This window comes from Streptomyces sp. cg36 (assembly GCF_041080675.1).
GTDB lineage: Bacteria > Actinomycetota > Actinomycetes > Streptomycetales > Streptomycetaceae > Streptomyces.
Genome location: NZ_CP163520.1, coordinates 8100510 through 8116950, shown reverse-complemented (window position 1 = coordinate 8116950; position 16441 = coordinate 8100510). Strand labels below are relative to the sequence as shown.

The 16441-nt window shown below is 72.1% G+C and carries 11 protein-coding genes; 4 read left to right on the top strand and 7 right to left on the bottom strand.

Translation table 11 applies throughout. From position 1 onward, the window contains the following. Positions 1-56 precede the first annotated feature (56 nt). Positions 57-1517, top strand: a complete 1461-nt coding sequence (locus AB5J87_RS35720; protein ID WP_369382909.1) for a PepSY-associated TM helix domain-containing protein — start codon at positions 57-59, stop codon at positions 1515-1517. A gap of 115 nt (positions 1518-1632) precedes the next feature. On the opposite strand, the gene AB5J87_RS35715 is transcribed toward AB5J87_RS35720, so the two are convergent. The 7 genes from AB5J87_RS35715 to AB5J87_RS35685 form a co-directional block, all read right to left on the bottom strand. Continuing rightward, a complete protein-coding gene (locus tag AB5J87_RS35715; protein WP_369382908.1) occupies positions 1633-2448 on the bottom strand; it encodes an isocitrate lyase/phosphoenolpyruvate mutase family protein in 816 nt (271 codons plus the stop codon). 115 nt (positions 2449-2563) lie between these two features. Continuing rightward, positions 2564-3478: an isopenicillin N synthase family dioxygenase gene (locus tag AB5J87_RS35710; RefSeq protein ID WP_369382907.1), complete on the bottom strand. Its 915-nt coding sequence runs from the start codon at positions 3476-3478 to the stop codon at positions 2564-2566. A 183-nt stretch (positions 3479-3661) separates the two neighbouring features. Continuing rightward, complete coding sequence (locus AB5J87_RS35705; protein ID WP_369382906.1) at positions 3662-4639, bottom strand: CU044_5270 family protein; 978 nt, start codon at positions 4637-4639, stop codon at positions 3662-3664. Continuing rightward, positions 4636-5256, bottom strand: coding sequence for an RNA polymerase sigma factor (locus AB5J87_RS35700; RefSeq protein ID WP_369382905.1), 621 nt, complete (start codon positions 5254-5256; stop codon positions 4636-4638). The genes AB5J87_RS35705 and AB5J87_RS35700 overlap by 4 nt, the downstream gene beginning before the upstream one ends. A 235-nt stretch (positions 5257-5491) precedes the next feature. Then, entirely contained in the window at positions 5492-7315 is a 1824-nt protein-coding gene (locus tag AB5J87_RS35695; protein WP_369382904.1) for a trypsin-like serine protease, read from the bottom strand. A 107-nt stretch (positions 7316-7422) separates the two neighbouring features. Further along, the gene (locus AB5J87_RS35690; protein WP_369382903.1) at positions 7423-8574 is read right to left on the bottom strand and encodes an RICIN domain-containing protein; all 1152 of its coding nucleotides are present in this window, start codon (positions 8572-8574) and stop codon (positions 7423-7425) included. 111 nt (positions 8575-8685) lie between these two features. Further along, positions 8686-9201 (bottom strand): hypothetical protein, encoded by a 516-nt coding sequence (locus tag AB5J87_RS35685; protein ID WP_369382902.1) that lies wholly within the window; start codon positions 9199-9201, stop codon positions 8686-8688. A gap of 464 nt (positions 9202-9665) precedes the next feature. Here AB5J87_RS35685 and AB5J87_RS35680 point away from each other — a divergent pair, with 464 nt between their 5' ends. The 3 genes from AB5J87_RS35680 to AB5J87_RS35670 all read left to right on the top strand — a co-directional run bounded on the left by AB5J87_RS35680 (position 9666) and on the right by AB5J87_RS35670 (position 16327). Then, positions 9666-13046 (top strand): hypothetical protein, encoded by a 3381-nt coding sequence (locus AB5J87_RS35680; protein WP_369382901.1) that lies wholly within the window; start codon positions 9666-9668, stop codon positions 13044-13046. A 194-nt stretch (positions 13047-13240) separates the two neighbouring features. Further along, positions 13241-15250, top strand: a complete 2010-nt coding sequence (locus AB5J87_RS35675; RefSeq protein WP_369382900.1) for a hypothetical protein — start codon at positions 13241-13243, stop codon at positions 15248-15250. A 30-nt stretch (positions 15251-15280) separates the two neighbouring features. Then, the gene (locus AB5J87_RS35670; RefSeq protein ID WP_369382899.1) at positions 15281-16327 is read left to right on the top strand and encodes a hypothetical protein; all 1047 of its coding nucleotides are present in this window, start codon (positions 15281-15283) and stop codon (positions 16325-16327) included. Positions 16328-16441 lie beyond the last annotated feature (114 nt).

Genomic DNA, 16441 nt, shown 5'->3' with positions numbered 1-16441 from the left:
GGCTTCGCTGTACGCGCCGCCCGCTCCGGGCTTCGCGTACCCCTTGGGGAACACGCATGTCTTCAACCATCATCGATCAAGAGCGGCAAAGACCTGTCGCACCGCCGACGGAGGCGCCCGCAGGGCGCTCCCGCCAAGCCGTACGCGCCCTCCTGCTGCGGCTGCACTTCTACGCCGGGGTGTTCGTCGCCCCGTTCCTGCTCGTCGCCGCGCTCACCGGCCTGATCTACACCTTCGTCCCGCAGCTCGACCAGGCCGTCTACGGCGACCGGCTGCGCGTGGAACAGGTCGGCGACCAGGTACGTCCCCTGTCCGAGCAGATCGCCGCGGCACGCGCCGCACACCCGGAGGGCACCCTCGCCTCCGTCACCACCCCGGCCAAGCCGGAGGACACCACCCGCGTGGTGCTGTCCGTGCCCGAGCTGGGCGACAAACAGCGGACGGTCTTCGTCGACCCCTACACCGCGAAGGTGCGGGGCGACCTCACCACGTCGTGGGGTGCGACACCGCTGAAGACCTGGCTCGGCGACCTGCACAAGAACCTCCAGCTGGGTGAGAACGGCCGGCTCTACTCCGAGGTCGCCGCCAGCTGGCTCTGGGTGATCGTCGCGGGCGGCCTCGTCCTGTGGATCGGCCGCGCCCGCGGGAAACGCGCACGGTCCGCGCGCGGCGTCCTGCTGCCCGACCGCACCGCCCGAGGCGTACGGCGGACCCGCGGCTTCCACGCCGTGACCGGCCTGTGGCTCGCACTCGGCCTGTTCTTCCTCAGCGCCACCGGTCTGACCTGGTCCCACTACTCGGGCGACCGCTTCGGGCAGCTGCTCGACGCCGCCAAGGGCCATGCGCCGGAGCTCGACACCCAGCTGCCCGGCGCCCGGCCCGCGGCCGTGCAGGAGGGCGGCGAGCACGCGGGGCACCTCGGCCACGGAGGTGCCGCCAAGAGCGCCGACCCGGACCCGGCCGCCTTCGACGCGGCTCTCGCCACCGCCCGCGAGAGCGGGCTGGGAGGCACGGTCCAGGTGACGCCTGCCGCCGACGCCTCCAGTGCCTGGGTCGTCGCGCAGAAGGACGACGTCTGGCCGGTCCACTACGACCAGGTCGCCGTCGACACCGCCAAGGGCGAGGTCACCGCGCACACCCGATGGGCGGACTATCCGCTGCTGGCCAAGTTCAGCAAGCTCGGCGTCCAGGCGCACATGGGCGTGCTCTTCGGCGTCGCCAACCAGATCGTGCTGGCGATCGTGGCGCTCGGCCTCATCCTCGTGATCATCTGGGGCTACCGGATGTGGTGGCAGCGCCGCCCGACGCGTACGGACCGTACCGCCCGCCTCGGCAGAGCACCGGCCCGTGGCGCCTGGCGCGGCCTGCCGCTGCCCGTGCTCCTCGTGGGCGTCGCGGCGCTGGCCGCGCTGGGCTGGGCGCTGCCGGTCCTGGGGGTGACGCTGCTCGCCTTCCTGGTGGTGGACGCGGCCGTCGGTCTGGTACGCCGGACCCGCCCGGCCGAGCGGAACGCCTAGCGGTGACGGGGAGGGCCCGCCCGGCGGGTCCTCCCCGCACCGGGGCCCGGCGGCGCTGTGCCGCCGGGCCCCGGTACGCCGGCTCTTTCACACGGCCTCTCCGCCGCGGCCCGGTTCAGTCGAGCAGACTGTTGATCCGGTCGTACGAGGGCGTGCTCGCCAGGAACCCGAACGTGCCCTCGGTCGCCGTCTCGGCGGCTGCCTCCAGCACCTTGCCCAACGCCGCCCGCGTCAGCGCGGAGCCGAGGCTCACCCGGCGTACGCCCAGCTCCGCCAGCCGCTTCACACTTTCGACTGCGGGGCCGGCCAGCACGTTCACGGGCTTGCCGACCGAGGAGCACACGGCGCGGATCGCTTCCGCGTCGGGCAGCCCCGGCGCGTACAGCACGTCCGCACCGGCTGCCTCGAATGCCTGCAGCCGCGCGATCGTGTCGGCCAGGTCGGGTCGGCCGTACAGGAAGTTCTCCGCCCGTGCGGTGAGGACGAAGGGGAAGGGAAGCGCGCGTGCGGCTGCCACGGCTGCCGCGACCCGGTCCACCGCCTCGTCCAGAGCCCGGATCGGACGGTCCTTGAGGCCCGTCGCGTCCTCGATCGAACCGCCGACCGCCCCGGCCCGGGCCGCCAGACGGATCGTCTCGGCCACGTCCTCCGGGGTCTCCCCGTAACCACTCTCCAGGTCGACCGAGACCGGCAGGCGCGTGGCGTCGGTGATCTCGGCGGCGTTGGCGAGCACCTCGTCCCTCGACAGCAGGTTGTCCCCGTCCCGCCGGGCGCGCGCGAACGCCAGTCCCCCGCTGGTCGTCCCCAGCGCCGGGAACCCCACCCCGGTCAGCAGACGCGCGGAACCGGCGTCCCACGCGTTCGCCAACACGAACACACCCGTCTCGTGCAACTGGCCGAAGACCTGTGCCCTCGCTGCCTGATCCGACATCCGCCACACTCCTTGGTCGCCTTCTCGACAGAGCACCACAACCTATCGATCCCACCACCGCGCCGGGCGTCTGTGTACGTGTCGGCACGGCAGGCTGTCCGCTCGCCGCGACCGGTCAGACAGCGGGACCGTCCAGTCGGTCAGCGGTGATCGCGTCCAGTTGGGCCCGCAGATAGGTGTGGGAATCGACGCCCCGGACGTCGGTGCCCGGGTCGCACTCGTAGAAGTAGACCAGCGACATCAGCTCCTCCGCCGGGATGTCCGCGGGCGGCGGCAGCACCCGGTGGCGGCCCGCCTTCCAGCGTCCGTCGGACCAACGGGCCATCAGATCGCCGATGTTGACGGTCAGTGCGGCCGGGTCGTAGGGGGCGTCCTGCCAGCCGTATCGGTCCGTGAACACCTGGAGCCCGCCCTTGCCGTGCTGCCGGTCCAGGACCGTGACCGTGCCGAAGTCGGTGTGCGGCCCGATCCGGAACTGGCCCGGCCGGGCGGCCCCGACCGTATCGGCGCCGGGGTACCAGTTGATGTTGAATCCCCAGGTGGGGTGGGTGGCGTGCCGGGTGAAGAAGTCCACGGGCCGGGCGAGGGCCACGGCCAGGAGCTCCAGCAGACGGTCGCTGAGCGCCCGCATCGCGGTGAGGTAGTCCGCCAGCAGCGGTGGGAGGCCAGGGGTCTCGTCGGGCCAGACGTTGGGCGCGAACCACTCCGTGTCGGCAGCGGCGTCCCCGTCAGGGGGTTCGGCGGCGAATGACAGCGATTCCTTCAGGTCCGGCGGACTCGCGGTGCCCTCGGCGTACCCATTGGCCTCGGCACCCGGGCCCAGCCAGCCGCGTCCGCCCACCTTCACGGCGTACGGCTGCTTGGCCGGGCCGGGGAGGCGGAAGAAGCCACCGGCGGCTTCGCGGATCGCGGCCGGCAGCGACGGGTCGATGCCATGGCCCGTGACCAGCAAGAACCCGGCGTTCCGCAGAGCGCGGTCGATCCGGGCGGGGTCGGGGGCAGTCAGGTCGATGGTGGGGATGAGGTCCACGCCGGAGGTCTCCCCCGACCGGCCTCGTCCCCAAACCCGGGCGACGCGGCGCCCCGCGTCCCTCTGCCGGCAGACAGTGGCCCAGCAACCCTGCCCTGCCACAGACACCAGCGGTCCACGCGGTCGGCCTGTTCGGCGCGCGGCGGTGGGCGGGGCGGGGGCCCGGTGTCCGCGTTCCGTGGGTCAGGGCATTTGGCTGGGCTTGTCGACGACGGTCCGTTCCAGGATCGCGTTGGCCCAGACCAGGGTTCCCGCCTCTCCCCATTCACCGGTCTTGGTGAGGTAGGTGCGCTGGCCGAGAAACGTCAAGTTCCCCTTGTCGAAGACCCATTCGGTGCGTTGGTCGCGGTCGTGGTCCTCGCGTGCGATGGCGAGGCCGTGGCGGCCGTCCGCGTCGGCGCCGTCCGCCAGCTCCACCACGCCGGGGATCTTCGCCGCCGCCTTGTAGAAGGCGGCCTGCATGCGGGGCGGCATCACCGTGTCCCTCAGCAGATTGCCGAAGGTGTCGAAGACGGCCTGATCGAAGTCCAGGCCCTTGATGGGCATGGTCTCCTTGCGGATGCGCTGGTAGAGGGCGTCGGGGTCGGTGGGCAGAGAGGCCAGCCACCCGTAGGTGGGGCGGTTGATGCCGGCCGGCGTCGGCTCGCTGTTGCGAATGGGCAGGTATTTCCCGTCCTCGCGGAAGAAACCCCCGTCCCTGGTCGGGCGCGAATCCTGCGACCTCCAGTCCTCACGTTCCTTGAGCGGGCCCGCCTCGACCGGCTTGATGTGGGCCGTGATGGTGGCCTTGCTGCGGGTGTAGACGTACTGGTCCTCCCGCACCGGCCCGACGTGGACCGCGAGCGCCACGGTGGCGAGCCGGTCCAGCAGCGCTGTCGCCCCGTGTGCGGTACCGGGTGCGGCCACCCTGATCCGTGCCGCGGAATCGTTCTCGGGATGCGCCCCGGGCAACACGGTGACCAGTACGGCAGCCGCGACGGCCGACGCGGCGAGCGGCAGCAGGACGGGCGGGCGCATGAGCCGGCGCCGCGCCCGGGAGCGGTCACCGTCGACGGCGCTCAGGAGCAGTTCCTTGTGGTGGCGGTGGCGGCCTGGAGGCAGATCCCGCTCGGCGGGGGTGGGCAGCAGCCGGGCGAGCTCCTGCTGGTCGTGGGTGGTCATCGAGCCTCCTCCTGAATGGCCAGGGCCGGTGGAACGGCCGTGGGCCGCGCCGTCGCACCGACGGGCCGCCGGTCCCCGGAACGTGTGCCGAGCTGTTCGTCGGTGAGCTTCCGCAGTCGGACGCGGGCACGGGAGAGGCGGGAGCGCACGGTGCCCGTGGGGACGCCCAGAGCCTCTCCGGCCTCGGCGTAGTCCAGGCCGCACCACACGCACAGCGCCAGGACCTCCCGCTCGGGGCGGCGCAGCAGCGTCAACGCGTGGCGTACGGCGGCCAGTTCGCGGCTGTCGTCGATGCGGGACGCGGACGCGTCCGCGAAGTCCACGACCTCGTCGGTTCCGGGCCGGCGGGCCAGGAAGGCGATGCGCCGGCGCACCCGCCGGTTGGCGTTGCGCGCCTTGTTGGTGGCGATGCCCAGCAGCCACGGCCGCAGGGATCCGCCGTGCGGCTCGATCTTCCCCCGTGTGCGCCAGGCTTCCAGGAAGGTGTCGGACATGACTTCCTCGGCCGTCGACCAGTCACCGGTCAGGCGGAAGGCATGGTTGTAGACACCCCGCGAATACTCCTCGTAGAGCTCGGCGAATGCCTCCCGGTCACCCGCTCGTATGCGCTCGCGCATGGATACCTCTCCGTCGGTTTCCCCTCATGCCAGGTACCTCTCCGCGACCCGCCACCAGTTCCGGTGACCTGCGTCACACCACGTCACACCGCAAGGTCACGCCTGCGAAGATCCGGCCTCCAAACCGAGGGCGGGGCCCAGCCGTCTCCCGGCCGGACCCCGCCTTCAGTGCTGTGATGATGATGCCGGACGGGCCGGGCCGTCATGTTTTCGGCCCGTCCGGCGGGTGGATGCGTCAGGGGCGCGTCCACTGCGCGTTGGTGCCGTTGCCGCACTGCCACAGGCCCACGATGGAGGCGTTCGCGGTGGCTTCGCTGAAGACGTTCACGCACTGGTTGGGCTTGAGGGCGCTGGTGATCGTGGCGTTGTCGGTGTTGACGTTCCACTTCTGCTCGGCGCGGCCGTCACAGTCGATCACCTTGAGGTGCGAGCCCTGGTTGGCACCGGGCTCGGCGGTGAGGCACTTGCCGCCCGAACGCAGCTCCTTGGCGGCCGTGGTCACCCACTGCTGGTTGGCGCCGCCCCAGCAGTCCCAGATCACGGCGTCGTTGCCGTTGTAGCTGTCGAGGCAGCGGCCGGACTGCTGGCCCCGGAAGGAGCTGCTGGCCCAGCGCTCACCGCCGGAGTTCCAGCGCACGACGAGGGAGCCGTTGGTCTCCAGGGTGGCGTACGAACCGGCGCCGTTCCACGTCTGCGTGGACCACAGGGCGCCGTCCTTGCCCTGGCCGCCGTCCTTCTTGTAGAGGACGAGGTTGCCGTCGTTCTGCATGTGCAGGTAGGAGTACCAGTCCCAGGTGACCTTGCTCCACAGCTCACGGCCGGTGGCCAGCTCGCGGATGAGGACGTTGCCCTGGATGTCCATGAGGAGGACGGTCTTGCCGTTGGTCAGCCACTGCCCCGGCATCAGCTTCGCGTCGGCGGCGAGCTTGTCGCCGCGCGGCCCGGTTCCGGTCTGCCACAGGAGCTTGCCCATGCCCGCGTTGCCGTTGGTGACGACCTCGGAGACCACCAGGTTCGCGTCGGCGCCCAGCGACAGGGTGGCGCCCGCGTGGCCCCAGGTGCCGCTCGCCCACAGGGCGGAGTTCGCGACGGTGTCGCCGCCGCCCTTCTTGTAGACGACGAGGTTGCCGTCGGCCTGCATCCGGGCGAACGCGCCCGGGTTGCCGCCCGTGCCGGACGCCCACAGGGCGCCGCCGCGGCCTTCGCCGCCGGTGCCGTGGTAGATGACCAGGTTGCCGTCGGCCTGCATGACGAGCTTGCCGTACTCGGAGGTGAGCGTCGCGCCGGAGGCCAGCGTCGCCCCAGACCGCAGGACCGCCGGGCGCTGCTTGGCGGAGGCGATCCAGTCGTTCAGGCCGTCGGTGCGGGCCGCGACGGCGCCGGTGCGGGTCTCGGCCGGGTTGGTGCCGAGGCAACCGCCCATCCAGGAACGGCTGTTGACGCCGACCAGTTCGCCCGCGGCGTTGAAGAGCGGGCCGCCGGTGTCACCCTTGCAGATCGCGTCCGTGCCCTTGCCGGTGATGGCCAGGCTGGTCGGGTTGGCGGTGGTGACGGTGAAGGAGCCGGTGTGGAGCTTGCCCGGCACCCACTCGGTGGCGGTGCGGCCGAAACCGGCGGCGACCAGATCGGTACCGGCGGCGGGAGCGGTGGCGGCGCGCGACGCGGCGGACACCGAGGTGACGGGCGCGGCGAGCCGGGCCAGGGCCACGTCCCGGTCGTCACGGGCGACGACGTCGGTGACCTCGACGGACTTGCCGTCGCTGAGGGTCGCCGTGGTCGCCAGAGCGGGGCGGCCGGACGGGACGGACGAGCCGGGCGTCGAGGCGAAGCAGCTGGCGGCCGTCATGATCCAGGACGGGTCGACGAGCGTCGCGGTACAGCTGCGACCGCTCTCCACGTCGCCGATGCTCAGCTTGACGGCGGAGGCGTGCTGACCGGCAGCGGCCTCCGGGCCGGTGACGGCCTGCGCGGTGCCGGCGGTGACCAGTCCGGCGGTGACGGCGGTGGCGGTCACCACCAGACCGGCCGTCCGCGTCAGACGGGAATACAGGAGGGACATGCGGAGTGATCCTTCGAACAGGAGCGGGCTGTGGCGCACACGGGCGCGAGCCGCGCGGGGATGCGGGGGCGCGGGAGCGCCCACCGCGGATTTCGGGGGCGAGCCGCTCAGATCTTCCAGACCTGGTCGACGTAGCGCGAGTCACAGCCGACCTGGGTCACCGGCGCGCCCCACTCGGGCGTGCGCCACGAGACGTACATGCACTTGTCGGACACCGAGTTGCGCACCGAGTAGCCGCCGCCGGCGACCGGCTCCAGCTTCCACACCTGGTCGGCGTAGTCGGGGTTGCAGTCGTACTGGGTGACGGGCGCACCGTCCTCGGGGGTGCGCCAGGACACCACGAGGCAGCGGTTGCTGTTGTGGTTGCGGATCAGGTAGCCGCCCTTGACCGGCTCCAGCTTCCAGACCTGGTCGGCGTACTGCGGGTCGCAGTCGACGGCCTGGGCCGGGGCGCCGTTGTCGGGGGTGCGCCAGCCGACGTACGCACAGCGGTTGCTGAGCGCGTTCTGGATCGACGCGGTGGTGAAGCGGACCTGCTGGAGCCAGGGGGCGAGGTCGTCGGTGCGGCTGGAGACCGCGCCGGTACGGCTCTCCGTCGCCGGGGCACCGAGGCAGCCGCCCTGCCAGGAACGGGAGTTGACCGCGACGATGCGGCCGGAGGCGTCCAGCAGCGGGCCGCCTGTGTCGCCCTTGCAGAGCGCGTCGGCGCCCTTGCCGGTGATGGCGAGGGTGGTGGACGTGGTGGCGTTGAGGGCGAAGGTGCCGGTGTGGGGCTTGTCCGGCACCCACTCGCTCTTGGTGCGCCCGAAGCCGAGGGCCTTCAGCTCGGTGCCGTCCGCCGGAGCCTTGTCGGCCAGGGTGGCGGGGGCGATCGAGGTGACGGGGGCGGCGAGGCGCAGCAGGGCGGCGTCGCGGTCGGTGCGCGGGGCGACTTCGGTGACGTCGAGCGTCCTGCCGTCGCTGAGCGTGGCCCGGGCGGCGAAGGCGGGCTTGCCCGCCTCCACGGAGGCGCCCGGGGTGGTGGCGACGCAGCTCGCGGCGGTCAGGACCCAGAAGCGGTCGACCAGCGCGCCGGTGCAGGCGCGGGAGGACTCGTCGGTGCCGATGGAGAGTTTGACGGCGTAGGGGTGCGCGCCGGTGGCGGCCTCGGGGCCGGTGACGGCGGCGGCGGGGGTGGCGGTGATCAGTCCGGTCGTCAGCAGGGCCGAGGTGGCGAGCAGGCCGGAGATCCGCGTGGCGCGCGGACGGTGTGCAGACACGTATGTCCTTCGAAGACAGGGTGGGCGGGCGGGGCCGCACGGACGTCGAGGGGTCGGCCCGGGGCCGACGGGCTCACACGAGCGGCGGCGCGGTGCGACGCCGACCGGTCCTTACTTGCTGGTGCGGATTTCCAGGAGCATGAAATCGCGGCCCTTTTCGTCCGCGGTCTCACCGACGGCGGTCCACGCGTTCTTGTCGACCGGGAACGTCTTCTGCTCGGTCCCCGTGGTCATCTCGACCTGGGCCGCGTAGTTGTTTCCCTTTACGCCGAACACGGCCGGGATCTCCAGGCTCAGGTATCCCTTGTCGCCGGTCACCTTGAAGCAGATCTTCTCATTCTGGTGGGAGAAGACCTCCATCAGTTCCGGAGCACCCGTGCAGGGGGCGAGAACAATGTGGCCGTCGCCGCGCTTGAGCTTGATCTTCTGCTCGGCGAGGATTTTGTCGGCGTTCGGGTACGCGAAGTCCTCAATGGCGTAACCCGGGCCGTCCTCGGCGACCGGCTCGGTCGCGATGGTGTCGCCATTGGCCCCGCCGCTCGCCCCGCCGGCGATGACTGCCCAGGCCAGAGCCCCTGCGGCGGCAGCGGTGGCGGTGATGCGCAGGACGGTGCTGCGTACCTTCATTTTCGTCCTCAGATGTCGTTCCAGAGTTTTGCCCGCATGCGTCGGCGCCTCTGAAAGAACACGCGCGCATACATGGGCAGGAGGGTTCCACGATGTATTGCGCGTCCCCCCGGACAGCACCGGACAACGCTGTCGGAGGGGATCTCCGAGGGCGCCGGCCGGTGGCTGACGATCCCCTGAATGAAAGCAGCCACATGAGATCCAGCCAAGAAGATAAATAGGGCATAAGTTCTCAAAACCATCGCCGCAGACGTGACTTGCGTCACAATCTCGAATGGTTGTATCGATTTTGCGAAAACTTGGGGGCGAGATCCAGCCATCTTTGCGCCAGGTGTCAGGTCGGGTTCTGGCCAGGTGTTCCCGGACCGCTTTCCGCGCATAAAGTCAGGCGACCGCCGCCACGGTGAGATGTCCCGGGCGGGATACGTCCTCACTCGAGGAATCGAGACCAGAAAGGTCTTTCTGTGCAGGAAACTTTTTGGAGTCGGCGCCGTTTCACGACCGCCGTCGCGGCGGGCACGGCCGCACTCTCCACTCCCTGGCTCTTCACCACGCCCGTGCGGGCCGCCACCGGAACCCCGACGGCCGGAGACGCCCTGGCCCTTCCTGACACCGACCGCGCCAAGGCCGTCAAGGCATGGATCCTCGGCGGGCGTTCGGTCAAGGCGGCGGCGGCGTACGCGCTCAGCGGCACCGACCAGGACATCACCACCTTCCTCACGGAGCAGCTGCCGCGCGCGACGCGCATCGACAACCGCGTCGCCGCCTTCACCTACCTCGGCAACGGCGGCCGGAGCGTCCGCCGGGACGCCACCGCGGCCCTCAACGGTGGCGACGACACGGTGGCCGCCTTCGTCAAGGACGGGTTCCGCTCCGCCATCACCGAGGACATGCGGGTCACGACCCTCACCGTGATGGCCAACGGCGGGCGGAGCGTCAAGCGCGAGGGCAACACCGCGCTGAGTGCGGGCACCGACCAGGCGCTGGAGCAGTTCCTGCTCACCGCCCAGTACAACGCCCGGCTGGAGGACGCCCGGGTGGACATCCTGCGCAGCCTCGCCACGGCCGGACCCGAGGTCAAGAAGTACGCGAACCGCGCCCTGAGCGGGACCGCCGACGACGTCCAGTGGTACCTCGACACCGGCGTCCACATCGCCCGCGCCCGCGACCAGGAGGCCGCCACCATCGGCCAGTTGGTCGCCATCGTGGAGCGCGAGAGCGCCCGGGCGCGCGAGCAGACGGACCTCGCCGTCGAGGCGTCCGAGCGCGCCACGACCGCCGCGGAGCAGGCCAGGCAGAAGGCGGAGACCGCCGCGGCCGAGGCCGAGCGCGCCAAGGAGGACGTCCGCAGGTCCGCCGAGGCCGCCCGTCAGGCGGCCAGCGCCGCCAGCGGTGCCGCGTCCGCGGCCCGGACGGCCATCCACGCCTCCACCGCCGCCGTCCAGGCTTCCCAGCGCGCCTCCTGGGCCGCCACCGCGGCCTCCCAGGCGGCAGCGGCGGCCGGTTCGGCCGCGACCCGCGCCTACAACGCGGCGATCGCCGCGTCGAAGGACGCCTCGAAGACCGAGGAGGCGAAGAACGCCGCCGTCGCCGCCCGCGACGCCGCCGCCAAGGCCAGCAGCGCGGCCAAGGCGGCCGACGACGCGGCCACCGCCTCTGACCAGTCCGCCGGCGCCGGTCTCGCCGCCGCCTCCGCCGCGCGCAACGCCGCCGCGGCCGCCAACGCCTCCGCCCAGGCGGCGAGCGCCTCCGGCGCCGCCCAGGGCGAGGCCGCCGAGGCCAAGCGCCAGGCCGACATCGCCTCCTCCGCCGCCAACCAGGCCACGAACGCGGCCTCCACCGCCCAGGCCCTCGCCTCCACCGCCGCCCGTGCCGCACGCGCCGCCAACGCCGCCGCCAAGTCCGCCGCGGCGCACGCGGAGAACTCGGCGGCAGCCGCGGAGGAGGCCGTCAAGTTCGCCGGACAGGCCGTCGACTTCGCCAACAAGTCCACGGCGTACGCGGACGAGGCCGTCAAGGCCGCCAACCTCGCCACCAAGGCCATAGCCGACGCGCTGGTGGTGGAGAAGAACGCCCGCGACGCCGAGGCCGCGATGCTCGCCGCCGACCGGCTCCAGGGCATGAAGGAGGCCGCCCAGCTCGCCCTCATCGACAAGAGCGAGCGCGCCGAGGCCCGCGACAAGCGCACCCAGGCCCAGCAGACCGCGCAGGCCACCAAGGACCTCATAGCCCGGGCCGAACAGGCCCTCCAGAGCGACAACCTCGGCGTCGCCGCCACCCTCGGCCGCCAGGCCGCCACCGCGCTGCTCGAGTCCCGGGGCACCTGGACCCGCCAGGCAGCCCGCTTCGCCCTCGCCGGCACCGACGACGACGTCTACTCCTGGATCGACCTCGACCGCCAGCTCGCACAGGCCCAGGACGACCGCGAGACCATCCTCTTCATCGCGCAGGTCTCCGAACCGGCCGTCGCCCGCGCCGCGGTCCAGGCCCTCGCCGGGGGCGTGCCCGCCCAAGGGGACTTCAACACCGGCGGCGTCATCAAGTCCCGGGCGGACGACAACCGGGTCAACATCCTGAAGATCCTCAACTCCAAGCCCGGCAAGACCGTCACCAAGACCGCCAACGACGCGCTCAACGCCAACACCCCCGAAGCCCTGCAGAAGTTCTTCGACGAGGACCTGGCCCAGGCGATCGCCGAGGACGACGCCGTCGCCACCATGAAGGTGATCGCCTCCGGCGACGCCTACGCCAAGGCGTACGGAGAAGTGGCGATGGAGGGCCCCGCCTGGATGCGCCGGCGCTTCGTCGAGTCGGTCCAGTACCGCGCCGCCCAGCTCGACTTCGACTCCCTCAGCCACTCCGCCGCCATGCAGGCGACCATCGCCGCCGCAGCCAAGATCGCCCAGGAGGCGCAGCGCGACGCCGCACTCGCCTCCCAGGTCGCCGCCGAGGCACGGGACGCCGGCGCCAAGGCCCAGGAGTGGGCCCAGAAGGCGGTCAACGCCTCCACCGCCGCGGACAGCTACGCCAAGCAGGCCCAGGAGCACGCGACGGCCGCGGACAAGTCCGCAGGCGACGCCCAGGCTTCGGCGAACAAGGCCAAGGACGCGGCCGTCACCGCGCAGGGCGCCTCCCGGGCGGCCAACTACTCCGCCAACCGCGCCATCGACGCGGCCCAGAGCGCCCTCGCCTCCTCCTACGCGGCCGCGGCCTCCGCCGCCAACGCCCACCAGGCCGAGCTCGCCGCCGGACGGGACGCCAAGACGGCCGCCGCAGCCGCCGCCGAGGCCCGCCAGACGGCGGCCGACAAGCGCACGGCCGAGATCCAGGCAGCCGCGCAAGCCGCCGCCGAACAGGCCCAGAAGGACAAGGACGCCAACCGCAACCCCTCCAACTCCACCACCAACGACCAGGTCAACCCGAAGGGGACCCAGCCCGGGAGCGGCGGAAGCCAGCCCGGCAACGGGAACCAGGGCGGCAAGGACGAGTGGTGGAACGACGCCAAGTGGTGGGCCGACACCGCCGACAAGGTGAGTGTCGCCGCCGGCCTCCTGGCCACCGGCTTCGGCATCGCCTGCGTGTTCTGGCCCGCGGCGCCCGTCCTCGGCAGCATCGCCGCCGTCTGCCTCGGCGTGTCCGCCGTCGCCTCCGGCATCAGCGCGCTCGCCAACGGCATCGAATACGGCTTCGGCAGCGCCCAGTTCGCCGCCGCCGCGGGCCGCAGCGCCCTGCAGCTCGTCACCCGCGGCGGCGGGAAGGCCGCCTCGGTGGCCAAGCCGGTCGTCAAGAAGGTCGAGAAGGTCGCCGAGGACGTCGTCTCCGGCATCGTCAAGGTCTTCTCCTGACCCACACCCCGCCCCCGCGTCCCTCCTCCCGCTGAGGACGGTCACGCACCAGGGCGGCGGGAGAGCCCGGTGCATTCCGCGCTCCCCCGCCGCCCCGGCTCCCCCTGCCCGGATCCGGCGCGCCAGGTGCGCCCCGGGCACGGGGAGCGGTCTCCAGCACGGCCACGCGGGCCGTGCTCCTACCGAGAGAAACCATGCTTTCACCACGCGCAAGACGCATACTTCCGGGCGTCCTCCTCGCCCTCACCCTCACCGCGACCGGCACGGCCGCGGCGGACGGGCACACCACACCGGCGCGCACCTCCGGCGATGCCCCCACCGGCAAGGCGCTGGGGTCCCCGTCGCACCCCAAGGTGGGCCGGATCGACCAGGGCCCACACTCCCCCGCCTCCGTCCCGACCCGCACGCTCCCCGTCGAGCCTGGCTCCGGCGAGCGGTGCGAGCCGACGCTCGCCGGCTCGCGCGAGCGCAGGGCCGGTGCCGTCAAGGCATGTGTCACCACGCGTACCAAGCCGGTGGCACAGCCCAAGCGCCAGGCACGCGCCGTCGTCCAGCCGCAGGCCGCTGCCGCCGCCGCTGCCACCAATGAGGGCAGCTGCGCCATCGCGGCCCCCGGGACGTGGAACTACAGCCGGTTCGGCTACTGCGTGAACGGCCTCGAAGTGCTGTACACGCTCAAGGACACCAACGGCAAAGTGGTCGGCACGGGCACGCTGAACGTGGCGAGCAGCGCCCTCCTGCCCGCCGCACGCACGGCGTGGAACGAGAACGTGACCGTCGCCATGACCGGCGCCACCGGGGCGGTCACGACCCTGACCGCCAAGTTCCGTGCCGAGTGCTCGGCGGGCTGCAAGGTCACCAAGGCCGCCCCCTGGTTCGGGGGCCAGCTGACCACCGGCCAGTCCGTCAGCGGCAACGTGTCGTACTCCTCCTCCCCCGCCCCGGGGACCAAGGTCGACTTCACCACCTCGTACAAGCTGTACGTCACCGCCCCCGGCGCCCAGGCCACGGACCCCAACGCCTCCTGGGACAACCCGGAGAAGGTCCGCTGCGACGACGACGTCCGCGACACCAGCGCCCCCAACAGCACCCCCGCCGCCGGATGCGTCGTGCCCAGCGTCATGCCGGTCGTCAGCATGAGCACCTCGACCTCGGGCGCCGCCGCCGCCGGATACCTGTGGGCGCAGCAGAACCTCGCCGACGGCTGGGGCCGCGCCAAGCCCCTGACCCGCGCCCGCAGCGGCATCGCCGACCGCACCGCCCGCACCTGCGGGGGTTCGCAGCCCTTCGAGGACAGGTCCGACCTCGTCCCCGACGACAGCTGCGGCGAATTCCCCTTCGCCTCCACCCATGAGGGCGGCACCGACGGCGCCCAGTGCGCCGAGGTGATCCCCAACGCCAGCAACGGCGGATGGGACATCTACGACCTGGGCGGCGCGGACTCCAGCAAGCGGTGCGTGCGCGCCCACGTTCCGCAGGCCGACAACCAGGCCGCCCTGGCACAGCTCGCCGAGGGCTACGCGAACCAGCGGGTGCTGGAAGCCGACCCGTTCAAGCTTGACATCGCCAGCACCACCTCCCAGCCGCGCGGCGCCTGTCTGCAGGCGAGGCCGTCCAACACGCTCCCCAACGGCGACGGGTGGATCAAGAACACCACGGAGGCGGTGGCCCACCGCAACAAGAACACCACTCCTCCCGACGCGGCGGGTACCAGGCCGACCGCAGCCGAGGCGTGCCTCGGCAAGAAGATCGGCAAGGGCACCTCGGCCTCGGGTGACATCACCGGCTGGCAGGACGCCCAGCTCTACGCCAAGCCGCTCGCCGCACCGGGCACCAAGGCACCGTACGGCCTGGCCCGCTGCCACCTGATCGCCAACATCCTCGGCGGCAAGGGACGCACCCGCGACGGCGGCCAGGACAACCTCGTCCCCTGCTGGCAGGTGGGCATGAACACCGGCACCCCCAGCATGCGCACCTATGAGTACGAGGCGCAGACCCTGCTGGGCGACAACAACTTCGGGGCCAACGACGCCATCCTCTACCAGGCGACGCCCACCTACCTGGACGCGACCAGCACCGTGCCGGTGGGAGTCACGATAAAGGCCACCGTGCAGCGGGCGGACGGCACCACGCAGCCGCTGTTCCCCGACGTCTACATCCCCAACACCAAGGCCGATACTGGCCAGTACAACCTCGGTAACTAGTCCCACCCGCTCACGCCATCGGGAGCCAGCATGAGTCGTACCACCCCCGCACGGCCGCTCGACGTCGCCGCGCTCTTCCCTCGGCTGGCCCCGCTGGCACGCACGGCGACCCGGCTGCACCCGCACCCCGGGTCGCCGTCACCGCACGACAGCTCCGTCGGCGGGCCGCTGCTCTGGCCCGCCGACGAGCCCTGGCCCCACTGCGACGGCCCGCACGTGTGGGACCGCGTCAACCCCGCGCTCTCGCCCGAGGACGTACGGCAGCAACGCCACATCAGGGACGTCGTGGCGAGCCGGCCGTCCGGCATCCCCGAGAGGGAGCGCTACACCCCCGAGGAACGCGCCGTCGACCAGCGGATCGCCGCGGGCCGCCCTTGGCCGGACGGCCCCGTCCCCCTGCTGCCCGTGGCCCAGCTGTACGTACGCGACGTCCCCCTGCTGCGGCCTCCCGGCACGGTGACCGCCGACCTGCTCCAGGTGCTGTGGTGCCCCTTCGACCATCCGGCGCACCCCAGGACCGCGCTGTACTGGCGCTCGGCCGCCGAAGTCACCGACGTCCTCGCGGCGCCGCCCGAGCCGTCCGCGATCCAGTTCCCCGGCTACCTTCCCCGGCCGTGCCTGCTCGCACCCGAGCAGGTCACCGAATACCCCAACCTCCTTGAGCTGGACGAGGAGGACCAGCAGGAGCTGGGCGAGTGGCAGAGCTGGCAGTCGGCCGGACCGGCGGTGGACAGCTCCTACCGGGTCGCCCCGGAGGAGTTCTACATGGACCAGGTGTCCCACGCACCCGGCTGGAAGGCCGGCGGCTGGACCCGCTGGGGCCTGACCGACCCGGTCGACCGGGTGTGCGAGGTGTGCGCGAGCACGATGGACCCCCTGCTCACCATCGCCTCGGCGGAATGGGACCCCAGCTCCGAGAGCTGGATCCCCGAAGAGGACCGGGCCCGTTCGGTCCAGACAGCCGCAGACCCCCAGCCGTGGAACCCCACGATGCTCGACCTGGCCCGCGGCTACGACCTCCAGCTCCACGTCTGCCCGGTGTCTCCCGACCATCCCCACCTCGAACTCGTCCAGTAGCGGCCGCCCCGCCATGAGCCGGAGCGGGAGCACGCAGCCGCCCGAAGGTGTTCAAACTCCGTGGCCAGGGCGCGTTTGGTCCCGGCCCCGTCCGGATGATGTGGTGGGGGAATG

Coding starts and splice junctions, on each gene's coding strand:
- AB5J87_RS35720 (WP_369382909.1), top strand. CDS start 57: ATGTCTTCAACCATCATCGATCAAGAGCGGCAAAGACCTGTCGCACCG.
- AB5J87_RS35715 (WP_369382908.1), bottom strand. CDS start 2,448: ATGTCGGATCAGGCAGCGAGGGCACAGGTCTTCGGCCAGTTGCACGAG.
- AB5J87_RS35705 (WP_369382906.1), bottom strand. CDS start 4,639: ATGACCACCCACGACCAGCAGGAGCTCGCCCGGCTGCTGCCCACCCCC.
- AB5J87_RS35700 (WP_369382905.1), bottom strand. CDS start 5,256: ATGCGCGAGCGCATACGAGCGGGTGACCGGGAGGCATTCGCCGAGCTC.
- AB5J87_RS35695 (WP_369382904.1), bottom strand. CDS start 7,315: ATGTCCCTCCTGTATTCCCGTCTGACGCGGACGGCCGGTCTGGTGGTG.
- AB5J87_RS35685 (WP_369382902.1), bottom strand. CDS start 9,201: ATGAAGGTACGCAGCACCGTCCTGCGCATCACCGCCACCGCTGCCGCC.
- AB5J87_RS35675 (WP_369382900.1), top strand. CDS start 13,241: ATGCTTTCACCACGCGCAAGACGCATACTTCCGGGCGTCCTCCTCGCC.
- AB5J87_RS35670 (WP_369382899.1), top strand. CDS start 15,281: ATGAGTCGTACCACCCCCGCACGGCCGCTCGACGTCGCCGCGCTCTTC.